This window comes from Pacificitalea manganoxidans (genome assembly GCF_002504165.1).
Lineage (GTDB): Bacteria > Pseudomonadota > Alphaproteobacteria > Rhodobacterales > Rhodobacteraceae > Pacificitalea > Pacificitalea manganoxidans.
This window is the reverse complement of sequence record NZ_CP021404.1, coordinates 1,984,990-1,999,472: the sequence shown is the minus strand read 5'-3', so window position 1 is coordinate 1,999,472 and position 14,483 is coordinate 1,984,990. Positions and strand designations below refer to the sequence as shown.

The following is a 14,483-nucleotide window of genomic DNA, read 5'->3' as shown; positions in this document are numbered from 1 at the left end:
GGATGCCACGAGGTAATGCGCAGGCGTCCGTCGCGCGCCCGGCAGACGGGCGGCACGGACAGAGCAGGGGGTCCATATGGGGCGCGGTATTCTGATCGGGGTGATCTGGGGCGGTTTGGTCAGCATCGTGGTGTTGATCAACGTATCGCTGCTGTCGCCTTTGCCGGTGGTGGTCGAGGATGGCGCGCTGCGCCCCGCGCCGCGCGGGGCGGAGGTGGGCGATCTGCCTGACGCAGGCTCCCCCGCCGCTGAGGGTGATGGCGTCATCGCGCCCCTGCCCGAAGCCGGTGCGGACCCCGTTCCCACGCCCGCGCAACCCGATCCGCGCGATCAGTCCAGCGCGGTGGATGACGGCACTTCTGTGCCATCCGCCGCCGGTAACGGCGCATCCGAGCCCCGCATCGGGCTGGAGGCCCCGGCGGGGGAGGTTACCCCCCGCGCGCCTGAAGGTATCGAGCGTCAGAAAACCCGCGTCGATCCGCAGGTCGCGCCGGGGATCGATTTGCCCGCCGGTTCGGAATTCGCCCGCGCGCGCCCTGATGTGACGCCCGCCTTGCCGGGGATCGACGGCGCGCCCGCAAGCGCGGCGGGCAGCCCTGCGGGATTGCCGCGCTCCGCTGCGCCCACGGCCACGCCGCAGCCCGACACCGCGCCGCCGGTGTCGCCGCAGATGCTGACCGCTCCGGGACGCGGGCTGGAACAGCCCGCCGACGAAACCGAGGGCGTCGACGCGCCGCAGGCCGCGATGCAGGCCGATCCCGCGCCGCTGGGCACGGGTCCGGTCGAAATCACCCGCGATGGGATGGTGCCGGACACCGATCCCGCCGCGCCGCTGCCCCCTGCCGAAACACCCGCCACCGCCAACAGCGCTGTGACCACTGCGCCGGTGGGTGGCCGCGATGCGGCACCGCAGGTCGCCACGGACAGCGCCGCGCCGCAGGTCAGCGCATCCGTCAACGCGCGCATGGTCGGCGCCGCCGCCCCGATGCAGCCCGTGCCCAGTGCCAGCGAAAGCGGCATTCTCGACAGTCGCACCGCTGACATGGTGCAGGGCGCGCCGCTGGGGCCGATCCAACCAATACAGGCGTTTCCCGTCGCGGGCACGCAGGCCGATGCAGGGCCCGCGCCCGGCACGCTGGACCCGGTCGCGATACAGCCCGGCGACACAGACCCAAGCGCGCGCACCCCGCAACTGGATCCGCTGACCGGCGCGCCGGTGGCGCCGGCTGCGCCGACGCGGCTGTTCGAGGTGTCGCCCGAAACCGTGCCCGGCATCTCCGGCGATCAACTCGATCCCGCGACCAGCGACGCTGATCGCCCGCGCATCGTCACGGACCAGTTGCTGCGTGAGGACGAAAGCGCGCCGGTCGCAGGCGTCATCACCGGGCGTCTGCCGACCATCGGCGCGGAGCCCGCCTCGCAGGAGGCCGCCGCCGCCGACGCGCTGCCGACGGATCTTCCCGCTGATGAGACCGAAGCCGCGTCGATGTCGAGCCTGAGTTCTGACACGCTGCCCGCGCTGATCCGCTATGCGATGCCGTTTTCCAATCCGTTACAATTGCCGTTGCTGTCGGTCGTGCTGATCGATGTGCCCGGCGGAATGGGGCCGGAGGGTCTGGCCAATCTGCCCTTCACCGTCAGCGTCGCGGTCGATCCCGCGCGGGACGATCTGGCGCTGCGGGTGGCGGCCTACCGCGCGCAGGGCCATGAGGTGCTGTTGCTGGGTCGCGATGTCGCGGGCGCGCTGGGGGATCGTCTGGCGGGGGTCGAAGGCGTCGTGGCGCTGCTCGAACCGGATGCCGGAGGGTTTGGCACCAGCCGCATCGCCGCGCAGGATGCCGCGTTGATCGCGGGACGGGACGGGCAGGGGATGGTGCTGTGGGATCGCGGCCTGAACGGCGCCCTGCGCGAGGCGGAGGCGCAGAACGTGCCCGCCGCGCTGATCTTTCGCGCGCTTGATGATGCGCGCGAGGATGCCCCGCTGATCGAGCGCTATATGGACCGCGCCGCGTTCGAGGCGATTAAGACCGGCTCGGTGATTATGATCGGGCGCACCTATCCCGATACGCTGACGGCCCTGATGGGCTGGTCCGATGGGGCCCGCGCCGAGGACGTGGCGCTGGCGCCCGTCTCCGCGATCCTGAATGCGGCGCCGGAGAGCGACGCGGACGCGGACGCAGGCGATTCGGCATCGGACGGCTGAGCAGACCGGGGCGGAGTGCGGGGCATGGCCTTGCACCCCGCCGCCAAATCCCCCAGATCTGAGCGGGCAACAACCCGAGGTTCAGATGCCCGATCCCAATCCTTCCGCGCTTGAATTCCTGCTCAACCGCCGGTCCCGCCCGGCCAAGACGCTGTCCGGTCCGGCGCCCGATCGGGCCGAACTGGGGCCGATCCTCGCCGCCGCCGCCCGCTGCCCCGATCATGGTAAGCTGGAACCGTGGCGCTTTGTCGTGCTGGAGCGTCCCGCGCTGGATCGTCTGGCCGAGCTTGCCGCGACCCGTGGTGCCGAGGCGGGGCTGGAGGCTGTGCAGATCGACAAGGGCGTCGGCCAATTCGCGCAATCGCCGCTGGCCATCGTCGTCATCGCGGCGCCGGTGGAGCATCCGAAAGTGCCGTGGATCGAACAAATCCTGTCCTCGGGCGCGGTCTGCCTTGGCCTGCTGAACGCCGCGCTTGCGTCGGGTTGGGGCGCGAACTGGCTGACCGGCTGGGTCGCGCATGACCGCCCCTTTGCCGAGGCGGCCTATGGCCTGAAAGAAGGCGAGATCGTCGCCGGAATCATTCATGTCGGCACTGAAAACTCCGCTCCGCCGGAACGCCCGCGCCCGGATATCTCGGCCATCACCACATGGATCGACGCGTGATCCTGAATGATTTCGCCAAGGCGGTCAGCCAGCTGTTTGACCGTCGCTTCCTGCGGGTGCTGCTGTTGGGGCTTGCCCTGACCGTGGGCCTGCTGGTGGCGGTCTGCGTGCTGTTCGCCGCCGGGGCCAACCTGTTCATCCCGGAAACCGTGACGCTGCCGTTTATCGGGGTGCAGATCACATGGCTCGACTCGGTGGCGTCCGCGGCATCTGTTTTGCTGGTGCTGGCGCTGAGCGTGTTTTTGATGGTGCCAGTGGCCTCGGCCTTCACCGGGTTCTTTCTCGATGACGTGGCCGAAGCGGTCGAAGCTCGCCATTATCCGCATTTGCCGCCGGTTCCGCGGATATCATGGCGCGATATGCTCGCTGACAGCGCCGGGTTTCTGGGGCTGATGATCGCCGTCAATATCGTGGCGCTGGGGCTTTATTTCATCGTCGGCCCGTTCGGCCCGCTCCTGTTCTGGGCGGTGAACGGGTATCTGCTGGGCCGGGAATATTTCCAGATGGTCGCGATGCGCCGTCTGGGACGGGCCGGGGCGCTGGCCGCGCGCAAACGGCATCGCGCGCGGATCTGGATCGCCGGGTTCTTGATGGCGGCGCCGCTGTCGATCCCGCTGGTGAACCTGTTCGTGCCGATCCTCGGCGCGGCGACCTTCACCCACATGTTCCACCGGCTGGAGCGGAGCGGGGGCTGACCCCACGCCCGTTTGCTCAGCGGTCGCTGTGGTCGTAGCGGTCCGGCGCGTAACGATCAAAAATGTCGATATCGTCCAGCGTGATCCAGCCGGACAGGATCACGGCGACCAGCACGAGCCAGATCGGCACGGCGATCAGTGTTGTGATCCACGCCTTGCGACCGGCGCGGAAATCATCGGGCGCGGAGGCATGGGTGCCCGGCACGATGCGTCCGGCCTCCCCCTGCGACGTGTTGCGCAGCGGTAGGATAATCAGCAACACCATGAACCATGTGATCGCCAGCAGGACCAGCGCGGACGTAATACCCATTACACCTGCTCCAGTTCGACCAGCGTGCCGTTGAAATCCTTGGGGTGCAGGAACAGCACCGGCTTGCCATGGGCACCGATCTTGGGCGTGCCATCGCCCAGCACCCGCGCGCCTGCGGTCACAAGACGGTCGCGCGCGGCAAGGATGTCATCGACCTCGTAGCAGATATGATGGATGCCGCCTGCGGGGTTTTTTTCCAAAAACCCGGTAATGGGGGAGTTTTCCCCCAGCGGATGCAGCAATTCGATCTTGGTGTTGGGCAATTCGATAAAGATCACGGTGACGCCGTGGTCCGGCTCATCCTGCGGCGCGCCCACCTGCGCACCCAGCGTATCGCGGTATTGCGCGGCAGCGGCATCAAGATCCGGCACCGCGATGGCGACATGGTTCAGACGTCCAATCATGGGAACACTCCTCGACAGGCGATTTCGCTCCTCGCTAGCGGCATCGCCCGCGCGCCGCAATGGTCCGAAAGGACGCGGGGGGCCACGCTGAGCGGGCGCGAGAGGCCCGGCGCAGGGAATTGCGGTCGGTTTACTTAAAATTAGCAGATCAGGCGCTCTACTGTCCGCAGCTTCGATACCGGGGCGGCCTTCACCACTGACAGGAGCATTCGCATGGCGGACAATCTGACCGATATGATGGCACAGCGTAAACCCATGCCAGGGCGGCCCTTGCTCGGCATGACCGTGCTGGTGGTCGAAGACAGCCGCTTCGCCTGCGAAGCCGTGCGGCTGCTGACGCTGAGATCGGGCGCGCGCATCCGTCGCGCCGATTGCCTGCAATCCGCCCGGCGTCATTTGCAGGTTTACCGCCCGACCGTCGTCATCATCGATATCGGCCTGCCGGACGGGGACGGGGCCGATCTGATCGCGGAACTGGCCCAGTCGGTGCCACGGGTGCCGGTGATCCTAGCGACCTCCGGGCGGATCGAGGCGGAGCAGGGCGCGCGGGCCGCAGGCGCGGATGGGTTTCTGCTCAAACCCTTCGCCAATCTCGCCGCCTTTCAGCAGCAGGTCATTGCCGCGATGCCACCGGAGGAACGCGAAAACTGTCTGCCCACCGGCGGGCTGCGCGCGATCCCGATGGAGGAGGTCTGCCCTGACCGCATCGCGCTGCGCGACGATTTCGCCCACGTTGCGGAGGAGCTGCGCCGCAGGCATCTGACCTCCGATCATGGGGAGCCGCCCGACACGCCGTTGCACTACCTTGCGCAGTTTCTCGGCAGTCTGGCCTTTAGCGCGGAGGATGCGGATCTGGCGCGCGCGGCGCAGTCTCTCGCCCGGGTCAGCGATCGCGGGGGTGGCGAGGTCGACCGCGTCGTGGCTCAGGTCCGCAGGCTGGTCGACGCCCGGATCGAGGCTGCCGCGATGATCTGACCCATCCGGCGAAAGCGGCGGCAGCGCGCCTTGGGGTGATGGTGATAGCTAAGCTTCTGCGGGCCGGAGGATGCTGCTGGTCGCAGGCCTTTCCCTGCACGGCGCGCGGGAATACGGGCCGTGAACGGAGGGTGATATGGGGGGAGGGCCAAGCGGCGTAGGCCAAGGGCTGACTGTGACAGCTGGGCCTCTGCGGGCCAGAGGATGCCGCTTGTCGCTGGCTTGTCCGGGCACGGCGGGCGGTCAGATTGGCCGTGAACGAGCGGTGATTTGGGGAGAAGGCCGAGTGGCGGCGGGCCGTTGACGCTCCTGCAGGGTTCTGCCATCCCTGTCGCAATCGCCAACAGCCCCGGGGGCGCCCCATGAAAATCATCATCTGCGGCGCCGGTCAGGTCGGCTGGCAGATCGCGCGGCACCTGTCCGGGGAGCGCAACGACGTCACAGTCGTCGACAACAACCCCGAACTGATCCGGCGCGCCACCGATACGCTCGACGTGCAGGGCATCGCCGGGCATGCCTCCTATCCCGATGTGCTGGACAGCGCCGGTGCGCGTGACGCCGACATGATCATCGCCGCCACCCATTCGGACGAGGTCAACATGGTGACCTGTCAGGTGGCGCATTCGGTCTTCGCCGTCCCGCGCAAGGTCGCGCGGCTGCGGTCGCAATCCTACCTCGATGCGATTTATTCCGATCTTTACCGCCGCGATCACATGCCCATCGACGTGGTCATCAGCCCGGAGCGGGAGGTGGCCGAGGCCGCGCTGCAACGGCTTGCCGCGCCCGCCGCGTTTGACACCGAAAGCTTTCTCGACGGTCAGGCGCAGCTTCTGGGCATCGCGCTGGACGCCGATTGCCCGGTGCTGAACACGCCGCTGCGGCAATTGACCGACCTGTTTTCGACCCTGCGCTGTATCGTCGTCGGGGTGCGGCGCAACGGGACACTTTTTGCGCCCGACGCGGGCGATCAGCTTTTCGCCGGGGATCAGATCTATTTCTGCTCCCATGTGGCGGATGTGAGCCGGGCGCTTGAGATCTTTGGCAAGCAGAGCCGCAAGCAGGAGCGCATCGTCATTATCGGCGGCGGCAATGTCGGGCTGGCTGTGGCGCGCGCGCTGGAAACCCGCGCCCATCGGGTCCGCGCCAAGGTGATCGAGCGGAACCGCGCGGTGGCCGAGCGTGCCGCCGACGCGTTGGAACGGACCATCGTGCTGCATGGCGACGGGCTCGACATGAACCTGCTGACCGAGGCCAATGCCGACCGCGCCGATGCCGTTCTATGCGTGACCGATGACGATAAGGTCAATCTGCTTGCCGCCGTGCGGGCCAAGACCGCCGGCAACCCGATGACCATCTGCCTTGTCAACGATCCAACTCTGACGCCGTTGATGTCGCCGCTCGACATCGACGCCTATATCAACCCCCGCGCCACCACCGTCAGTTCGATCCTGCGTCATATCCGGCATGGCCGGGTGCGCGGCGTCTATTCGATCGGGGATGCGGAGGCCGAGGTGATCGAGGCACAGGTGCTGTCGACCTCGCCCATTGCCGGGCGGATGATCCGCGACATCGATTTCCCCGAAGGCGTGTTGGTCGGCGCGGTGCGTAGCGGCACCAAGGTGATCAAGCCGGTGGGCAGCACCCGGATCACCGAGGGCGATGTCATCGTGATCTTTGCCATGGCCGACGACGTGCCCGAAGTGGAGCGCCTGTTGCAGGTCTCCATCGATTTCTTCTGAGCCCGCCATGATCCGCCGCCTGCTCGACCTGCCGTTGATCGTCATCCTGATCGGGATCGCAGGCGTGATGATGTTCGTGCCGGTGTTCCACGCGGTGGCGGTGCGCGACTGGCTGTCGGCGCGGGCTTTTACCTATTCGGGGATGCTGACCACGATCCTGTTCGTGCTGCTGTCCATCGCCACGATCAGCCACACGCCGCGCAGTCTGGCCCGGTCGCACCTGATCGCGCTTCTGGCGACGTTTTCGGTGCTGCCGCTGCTGCTGGCGGTGCCGTTTTACGAGGCGCTGGACACCGTTCCATTCAACGACGCGTGGTTTGAAATGGTGAGTTCGATCACCACCACGGGCGCGACGCTGTTCGAGCCGGACCGGCTGCCCTCCACCCTGCATCTGTGGCGCGGACTGGTGGCGTGGATGGGCGGCTATTTTCTGTGGGTGACGGCGATCGCGATCCTTGCGCCGATGAACCTTGGCGGGTTCGAGGTGCTGTCGGGCGGCGGCGTGGGGCAGGGGGTGCGGTTTGACCAAAGCTCCCGCTTCGTCGGCGATCCGCGCGAACGGCTGGCCCGCTACGGCGCGCGATTGCTGCCGATCTATACCGGGCTGACCGGGGTGCTGTGGATCGGGCTGACGATCCTTGGCGACGATCCGTTCATCGCCTTCACCCATGCGATGGCGGTGATGTCGACCAGCGGCATCAGTCCCATCGGCGGCCCGGACGGCTCCGGCGCGGGGCTGCGCGGCGAGATGCTGATGGTCGTGTTCTTTGTCTTTGCGATCTCCCGGCAGACCTTTGCGGTGGAATTTCATCGCGACCGCTGGCGGCGGCTGCGACGCGATCCGCAGATGCGGATGGGGCTGGCCTGTCTGGCGGTCGTGCCCGCGATCCTGTTTCTGCGGCATTGGGTCGGCGCCTACGAGGTGGACGAAGAGGCCGACGTGCTGTCGGCGATCCGGGCGCTGTGGGGTGCGATTTTTACGGTCTGGTCGTTCCTGACCACCACGGGCTTTGCCTCCTCGGAATGGGAAGTCGCGCGGGCGTGGTCGGGCCTGCAGGCGCCGGGTCTGGTGCTGCTGGGGCTGGCGCTGGTCGGCGGCGGCGTTGCCACCACGGCGGGCGGGGTCAAGCTGCTGCGGGTCTATGCGCTTTACAAACACGGGCTGCGCGAACTCGACAAATTGGTCCATCCGAACTCCGTCGGCGGCTCCGGCGCGATGGAGCGGCGCATCCGGCGGCAGGGCGCGCAGGTGGCGTGGATTTTCTTCATGTTGTTCGCGCTGTCGATTTTCGCGGTGTCGAACCTGCTGGCCCTATCGGGCATGACATTCGAGCAATCGATGGTGATGACCGTCGCCGCATTGTCCACGACCGGCCCCTTGGCGCAGGTGGTGGGCGAGGCGCCGCTCGATTATGCGGACCTGTCGGGCTATGGCCGCGCGATCCTGAGCGTGGCCATGGTGCTGGGCCGGTTGGAGACGCTGGCCATCATCGCGCTTCTGAACCCGGAATTCTGGCGGAACTGAGCCCGCGGGGCCGCGTTTTGCGAAATTGCGCGACAATCCGCTTCGGAGGGGCTGGAATCTCCGCATCATGCAATCCATAGTATTGCGACGCATGTCCGCCCGCCATTCCCATCGGCGGCCAAAGGACGGAAAAGACGGGACAATATAGGCAAGAAAACATGGCCGACAAACAGAACCTTCAGGACGCATTCCTGAACCATGTCCGGAAGACGAAGGTTCCGGTGACAATTTTTCTGATCAACGGGGTGAAGCTGCAGGGCGTCATCACTTGGTTTGACAATTTCTGCGTGCTTTTGCGTCGTGACGGCCAGTCGCAGCTGGTCTACAAACACGCGATTTCGACCATAATGCCGTCGCAGCCGATCAATCTGCACGACGGCGAGGACTGAGGCATTCCCTGACACTCTCTATGAGCACCGATGAGGGAGCAGGCGGACCGGACGGGGAAGATACCCGTGCGTTCGTGTTGCATCCTGAGATCATGAACAATCGCGACCGTCGTCCCTCGGGGCCGGCGCTCGAAGAAGCTGTATCGCTGGCCGCTGCCCTGCCGGGGTTGAGCGTCGAGGGCGCGGAGGTCGTGCCTTTGCGCACGGTTCATCCGGGGCACTTGTTCGGCACCGGCAAGATGGAAGAGCTTCGGCTGCGCATCAAGGCCGCCGATGTGGAGCTGGTCCTCATCGACGGGCCGGTCAGCCCGGTGCAGCAGCGCAATCTGGAAAAGGAATGGAAGGTCAAGATCCTTGACCGGACCGGCCTGATCCTTGAGATCTTTGCCGACCGTGCCCGAACCCGCGAGGGTGTGTTGCAGGTCGAATTGGCGGCGCTGAGCTATCAGCGGACGCGGCTGGTGCGCGCGTGGACCCACCTTGAGCGGCAGCGCGGCGGGCTGGGATTTGTCGGCGGTCCGGGGGAAACCCAGATCGAGGCCGACCGCCGCGCGATCGACGAGGCGATCACCCGCATCCGGCGTCAGCTGGAAAAGGTCACCCGCACCCGTGCCCTGCACCGCGCATCCCGCGCAAAGGTGCCGTTCCCCGTCGTGGCGCTGGTGGGCTATACCAACGCCGGTAAATCGACGCTGTTCAATCGCCTGACCGGGGCGGATGTGCTGGCAAAGGATATGCTATTTGCCACGCTGGACCCCACCATGCGCGGGGTCACGCTGGAAACCGGGCAAAAGATTATCCTGTCGGACACGGTGGGCTTCATCTCCGATCTTCCGACACAGCTGGTGGCGGCGTTCCGCGCCACGCTGGAGGAGGTGCTGGAGGCCGATCTGATCTTGCATGTGCGCGACATTTCCCACGGGGAGACCGAAGCGCAGAAGCAGGATGTGGTCGCGATCATGAACACCCTCGGCGTGTCCGAGGAAACCCCGCTGATCGAGGTCTGGAACAAGCTGGACCGCATGGACGACGCGGCGCGCGAGGCGACGGAGACCATTGCCGCGCGCAGCGATGACGTGATGGCGATCTCGGCTCTTTCGGGCCACGGGGTCAGCGATCTGGTGCATGTCGTGACCGAGGCGCTCGATGGCGTGCGCGGGGCGGAAACCCTGCGCGTGGGCTTTGACGAGGGCCGCCGCCGGGCGTGGCTGTTCGACCAGCAGGTCGTGACCGAAGAGCGTCAGGACGAAGACGGCTGGTCACTCGATGTCGAATGGACGGCCCGCCAGCGCGCGGCTTACGGGCGGCTCTAGGCGGCACATCCCGTCCTGCGCATGGCTGAAGCCTGACCTGTCCGCCATGTCCGCCGAGATCAAACGCGCCCTTTGTCGGGGCGCGTTTTTCGTAGGCGCCCCGCCCCCTCCGGGTGCTGGCGCGGAGCGCGCTTCACCTTTTCTCCATTGTCATTGTGCCATGCTTGCCAGTATGGTCACAGTTACGGTCCCCGTGGGCGCGTTTCGCCCGGACCGCTGAAGATTCACTGTCCGCCCGTGGGCGAGAGGCCGAAACCCCGGCCCGCGCGGACAGAGGTGCCGGCCCCGAGGGGCCAATCCGCCCGTCCGTTGCAGCCATCTGCTGACAGGGGAACGGGCAGCAAAAACGGATGCGGCAGCCTGCACAGCAGGGATGACCCGTATCGGAGACAAACCGCGATGGAACGCGCTGGAGGATATGAGCAGAGGAAAGCCGGGTGTTTCGCACCTGCCGTTGCCCTGTTGCCCCCCGTTCCCGCCCCAACCGAAACACCGCATCATCATCTCGCGCCGCCGGGGGTTTCCTCCGGTTCGCGGGCCGATCCGCGGTGCAGAAAGACCCAATGGCCAAGAAAATGCTTATCGATGCCACCCACGCGGAAGAAACCCGCGTTGTGGTGGTGGACGGAAACAAGGTCGAGGAATTCGATTTTGAAACCGTCAACAAACGGCAGCTTGCCGGCAATATCTATCTCGCCAAGGTAACGCGCGTCGAGCCGTCGCTGCAGGCGGCATTCGTGGATTACGGCGGCAATCGCCACGGCTTCCTCGCCTTTTCGGAAATCCACCCCGATTATTACCAGATTCCCGTCGCGGATCGCGAAGCGCTGCTGGCCGAAGAGGCCGCCTACGCCAAATCGCTGGAAGAGGACGAGGAGAAGAAACCCCGTCGCCGGTCGCGTTCGCGCGCTCAGAAAAGCGCCGATAAGGATGCCGTGGAAACCCGCGAGACGGGCTCCGAAGGCATCTCTGGCATGGATGTCGTCGATCTGGACGGCGATGCCGATGCAGATGGCGCTGTCGATGCGGTAGACGCCGCCGCGCAGGAGCAGACGCCCGAGGCCGATACCCGCGCGCCCGACGTTCGCGACAGCGACGATCATGGCGATGACGAGGACGACGCGCAGGACGCCACCGCGCGTGACAGCGATATCGAATCCGTCGCCGATGAGGACGTCACCGAAGAGATCCGCCAGCCGCGCAAACCCCGTCCGCGCCGCTACAAGATCCAGGAAGTCGTCAAGGTCCGTCAGATCCTGCTGGTGCAGGTCGTCAAGGAAGAGCGCGGCAACAAAGGCGCGGCGCTGACCACCTATCTCAGCCTTGCGGGCCGCTACTGCGTTCTGATGCCCAACACCGCCCGTGGCGGCGGCATCAGCCGCAAGATCACGAACGCCGCCGACCGCAAGAAGCTCAAGGAAATCGCCTCCGAGATCGACGTGCCGAAGGGCGCGGGTCTGATCGTGCGCACCGCTGGTGCGAAACGGACCAAGACCGAGATCAAGCGCGATTACGAATACCTTAAGCGGATGTGGGAACAGATCCGCGAGCTGACCCTGAAATCGGTCGCGCCCGCGCCGATCTACGAGGAAGGCAACCTGATCAAGCGGTCGATCCGCGATCTTTACAACCGTGAGATCGACGAAGTGCTGGTCGAGGGCGAAGCAGGCTACCGTGTCGCCAAGGACTTCATGAAAATGATCATGCCGTCCCACTCCAAGAACGTGAAGCACTACGCCGAACAGATGCCGCTTTTCGCCCGCTATCAGGTCGAAAGCTACCTCAGCTCCATGTTCAACCCGACCGTGCAGCTGAAATCCGGCGGCTATATCGTGATCGGCGTGACCGAAGCGCTGGTGGCGATTGACGTCAACTCCGGCCGGGCCACGAAAGAGGGCTCGATCGAGGATACGGCGACCAAGACCAATCTGGAGGCGGCCGAGGAGGTCGCACGCCAGTTGCGCCTGCGCGACTTGGCCGGTCTGATCGTCATCGACTTCATCGACATGGAAGAGCGCAAGAACAACGCCGCCGTCGAGAAGCGCTTCAAGGACAAGCTGAAAACCGATCGCGCCCGCATTCAGGTGGGCCGGATTTCCGGCTTTGGCCTGATGGAAATGAGCCGTCAGCGTCTGCGTCCCGGCATGCTGGAAGCGACGACGCAGCCGTGCCCGTCCTGCCACGGCACCGGGCTGCTCCGCTCCGACGACAGCCTCGGGCTCAACATTCTGCGTCAGATCGAGGAAGAGGGCACCCGTGGCCGCACCCGCGAGGTGCTGATCAAGGCGCCCGTCGGCATTTGCAACTTCCTGATGAACCAGAAGCGCGAACATGTGGCCCAGATCGAAGTGCGCTATGGCATGGCGATCCGGATCGAGGCAGATCCGCATCTGATCAGCCCCGACTACACGGTCGAGAAGTTCAAGACGGCGACCCGCAATGTCCCCGAAGTGACCGCGCCCGTGATTTCCATCGACACGTCCGATATGCCCGATTTCGAGGAAGAGGACGAGGTTCAGGAGCCCGAAGAGGACACCCGCGAGGACGACGCGACCGAAACGCGCGAAGCGCCGGAAGCGAGCGACGAGCCGCAGCCCAAGAAAAAACGTCGTCGTCGGCGGCGGCGTCGGGGCGGTAACGGCAATGGCGAAGACAACGGCAATTCGGATGCCCGTTCGGACGAGACGTCCGGCAACGGGGCTGAGGCAGCCGCGCCGAAACCCACCGAAGGCGACGAAGACGGCACCGCCGGTGCGTCCATCGCCGAGGATGTGGCCGCGGGCGATGCCTCTGCCGTGGTGACCGCTGCCGCGCCCGAAGGGGATGCGGAAGACAAGCCCAAGCGCAAGCGCACCACCCGCAGCCGGTCGTCCCGGTCGCGCAAGAAGGTGAGCGAAGCGGGCAATGACACCGAACCCCGGACCGAGGAGGCAGCTACCGACACCGTCGTCGCGACCTCGCAGGAGGTGATCGCCGAAGAAGCGGTGCTGAACGATGTCAGCCCGGTTCCCGCAGCGGCCACGCCGGATGCGGAGCAGATCGAAACGCAGCCTGAGACCGCGTTCGTCGCGCCTGAGCCTGTCGCCGAACCTGCACCGGTGCAGCCGACCGAAGTGATCGCGACGGATCGGATCGACCCGGAAACGGTCGCACCGGAAATTGCGCAGGTGGAGCTGGAAAGCCCTGCCGAACAGGCCGAAGCCGCACCGACCGAAAAAGCCTATGAAATGGCCGAGGCGGGTGACGATACGGATGAGGACAAGAAGCCGAAGCGCCGCGGCTGGTGGTCGCTCGGCCGCTGATTTTGCGGACTGCACTTATGCAAACGCCCGGCTTCGTGCCGGGCGTTTTGCGTTTGGGGTTAGACAAGGGGTCGGTCGCACCTGCTGCTGCGAAACAGCGTCGGGGTTTGACCAGTGCGGCGCTGAAACGCGCGGGTGAAATAGGCCGCGGACCGAAACCCCAGAACCTCGGCCACCTGCCGAACGGGCAATCGGGTTTCAAGCAACAGCCGCCGCGCCTCGTAGGTCAGCCGGTCCTGCAGCAAATCCGAAGCCGAGCGATTGCAGGTCACGTTGCAGCAGCGGCTGAGATGCGTCGCCGTTACCCCCAGCAATTCAGCGTAATCTCCGACCGATTGTCCGGTATATAGCTGCCCTTCAACAAGCGCGGTGTAGCGCTTGACCAACCGCTGCGCTGCGCGCGACCGCGTGTCGGGCGGGGGCGGGTTATCCTCCGCCGCCCATTGTGTCTGCCGCAAAAGCCACACCGAAAGCAGCCCCGCCTGATGGTGCAGTGCCGCATCCCGCGCGGGGCGGTCGTGGTCCAGTTCCCGCTGCAGCGCGTCGATAAGGCCAGTCACCTCGGCCTGGGCCGGGGCGTGACGAATGCGCAGATGCAACGGCTCGTCAGGCAGGGACGTGGCGGTGGTGTCATCGAAAAATACAGCGGTCCCAAACACCTGCGAGGAGATCTCGAACCCATGCATCAGGCCCGCGGGGATGTAGATCGCGTTATGCGCCCCATAGCCGCGCGTCGTTCCGGCGACGGTGATCCGGCCTTGGCCTCGAGTGAACCACAGCAGGAGCGGCGCACGATAGGATCGCATCGCCTCGGTCCGCCAGCGCCCGCCTTGGGCCAGCCGGGTGATCGGCACGAGTTTCAGCGCCGAGCGCGGCGGCGCTCGGAGCGTGGGTGGTTGGGTCATTGGCAGCATCCCCATCGCAGATCGCGGAAGGGTGACCCTGCGTTAACCGTAAATCAAGA

The 14,483-nt window shown here is 65.9% G+C and carries 12 protein-coding genes; 9 read left to right on the top strand and 3 right to left on the bottom strand.

The genetic code is table 11. The features are described from left to right. Nucleotides 1–76 precede the first annotated feature (76 nt). From CBW24_RS09130 to CBW24_RS09120, 3 genes are all read left to right on the top strand, one after another. Nucleotides 77–2,203, top strand: a complete 2,127-nt coding sequence (locus tag CBW24_RS09130; protein WP_097373404.1) for a divergent polysaccharide deacetylase family protein — start codon at nucleotides 77–79, stop codon at nucleotides 2,201–2,203. 85 nt (nucleotides 2,204–2,288) lie between these two features. Further along, nucleotides 2,289–2,867 carry a nitroreductase family protein gene (locus CBW24_RS09125; protein ID WP_097373403.1) on the top strand — a complete coding sequence of 193 codons (579 nt, stop codon included), beginning with the start codon at nucleotides 2,289–2,291 and terminating at the stop codon, nucleotides 2,865–2,867. Further along, nucleotides 2,867–3,562 carry an EI24 domain-containing protein gene (locus tag CBW24_RS09120; protein WP_097374183.1) on the top strand — a complete coding sequence of 232 codons (696 nt, stop codon included), beginning with the start codon at nucleotides 2,867–2,869 and terminating at the stop codon, nucleotides 3,560–3,562. The genes CBW24_RS09125 and CBW24_RS09120 overlap by 1 nt, the downstream gene beginning before the upstream one ends. Before the next feature lie 16 nt (nucleotides 3,563–3,578). Here the strand turns inward: CBW24_RS09120 and CBW24_RS09115 are convergent, their stop codons facing one another. Together CBW24_RS09115 and mce are read right to left on the bottom strand one after the other, a co-directional pair. After that, nucleotides 3,579–3,872: a DUF1467 family protein gene (locus CBW24_RS09115; RefSeq protein WP_088663742.1), complete on the bottom strand. Its 294-nt coding sequence runs from the start codon at nucleotides 3,870–3,872 to the stop codon at nucleotides 3,579–3,581. Further along, nucleotides 3,872–4,276 (bottom strand): methylmalonyl-CoA epimerase, encoded by a 405-nt coding sequence (gene mce, locus CBW24_RS09110; RefSeq protein WP_097373402.1) that lies wholly within the window; start codon nucleotides 4,274–4,276, stop codon nucleotides 3,872–3,874. Before mce ends, CBW24_RS09115 begins: the two co-directional genes overlap by 1 nt. 213 nt (nucleotides 4,277–4,489) lie before the next feature. On the opposite strand from mce, the gene CBW24_RS09105 reads away from it, so the two are divergent. The 6 genes from CBW24_RS09105 (at nucleotide 4,490) to CBW24_RS09080 (ending at nucleotide 13,519) form a co-directional block, all read left to right on the top strand. Next, nucleotides 4,490–5,251: a response regulator gene (locus tag CBW24_RS09105; protein WP_088663744.1), complete on the top strand. Its 762-nt coding sequence runs from the start codon at nucleotides 4,490–4,492 to the stop codon at nucleotides 5,249–5,251. 362 nt (nucleotides 5,252–5,613) lie between these two features. Next, complete coding sequence (gene trkA / locus CBW24_RS09100; protein ID WP_088663745.1) at nucleotides 5,614–6,990, top strand: Trk system potassium transporter TrkA; 1,377 nt, start codon at nucleotides 5,614–5,616, stop codon at nucleotides 6,988–6,990. Nucleotides 6,991–6,997: 7 nt separating this feature from the next. Then, nucleotides 6,998–8,515 carry a TrkH family potassium uptake protein gene (locus tag CBW24_RS09095; protein WP_088663746.1) on the top strand — a complete coding sequence of 506 codons (1,518 nt, stop codon included), beginning with the start codon at nucleotides 6,998–7,000 and terminating at the stop codon, nucleotides 8,513–8,515. A 158-nt stretch (nucleotides 8,516–8,673) separates the two neighbouring features. Continuing rightward, nucleotides 8,674–8,904: an RNA chaperone Hfq gene (gene hfq / locus CBW24_RS09090; protein ID WP_088663747.1), complete on the top strand. Its 231-nt coding sequence runs from the start codon at nucleotides 8,674–8,676 to the stop codon at nucleotides 8,902–8,904. Nucleotides 8,905–8,924: 20 nt separating this feature from the next. Next, nucleotides 8,925–10,217 (top strand): GTPase HflX, encoded by a 1,293-nt coding sequence (gene hflX, locus CBW24_RS09085; protein ID WP_088663748.1) that lies wholly within the window; start codon nucleotides 8,925–8,927, stop codon nucleotides 10,215–10,217. 563 nt (nucleotides 10,218–10,780) lie between these two features. Further along, complete coding sequence (locus tag CBW24_RS09080; RefSeq protein WP_097373401.1) at nucleotides 10,781–13,519, top strand: Rne/Rng family ribonuclease; 2,739 nt, start codon at nucleotides 10,781–10,783, stop codon at nucleotides 13,517–13,519. Nucleotides 13,520–13,578: 59 nt separating this feature from the next. On the opposite strand, the gene CBW24_RS09075 is transcribed toward CBW24_RS09080, so the two are convergent. Further along, a complete protein-coding gene (locus CBW24_RS09075; RefSeq protein WP_097373400.1) occupies nucleotides 13,579–14,424 on the bottom strand; it encodes a helix-turn-helix domain-containing protein in 846 nt (281 codons plus the stop codon). Nucleotides 14,425–14,483 lie beyond the last annotated feature (59 nt).

Excerpts from the sequence above, each read along its gene's own strand:
- mce (WP_097373402.1), bottom strand. The coding sequence starts at position 4,276 with ATGATTGGACGTCTGAACCATGTCGCCATCGCGGTGCCGGATCTTGAT.
- CBW24_RS09080 (WP_097373401.1), top strand. The coding sequence starts at position 10,781 with ATGGCCAAGAAAATGCTTATCGATGCCACCCACGCGGAAGAAACCCGC.
- CBW24_RS09130 (WP_097373404.1), top strand. The coding sequence starts at position 77 with ATGGGGCGCGGTATTCTGATCGGGGTGATCTGGGGCGGTTTGGTCAGC.
- CBW24_RS09075 (WP_097373400.1), bottom strand. The coding sequence starts at position 14,424 with ATGACCCAACCACCCACGCTCCGAGCGCCGCCGCGCTCGGCGCTGAAA.
- hflX (WP_088663748.1), top strand. The coding sequence starts at position 8,925 with ATGAGCACCGATGAGGGAGCAGGCGGACCGGACGGGGAAGATACCCGT.
- hfq (WP_088663747.1), top strand. The coding sequence starts at position 8,674 with ATGGCCGACAAACAGAACCTTCAGGACGCATTCCTGAACCATGTCCGG.
- CBW24_RS09095 (WP_088663746.1), top strand. The coding sequence starts at position 6,998 with ATGATCCGCCGCCTGCTCGACCTGCCGTTGATCGTCATCCTGATCGGG.
- CBW24_RS09115 (WP_088663742.1), bottom strand. The coding sequence starts at position 3,872 with ATGGGTATTACGTCCGCGCTGGTCCTGCTGGCGATCACATGGTTCATG.
- trkA (WP_088663745.1), top strand. The coding sequence starts at position 5,614 with ATGAAAATCATCATCTGCGGCGCCGGTCAGGTCGGCTGGCAGATCGCG.
- CBW24_RS09125 (WP_097373403.1), top strand. The coding sequence starts at position 2,289 with ATGCCCGATCCCAATCCTTCCGCGCTTGAATTCCTGCTCAACCGCCGG.
- CBW24_RS09105 (WP_088663744.1), top strand. The coding sequence starts at position 4,490 with ATGGCGGACAATCTGACCGATATGATGGCACAGCGTAAACCCATGCCA.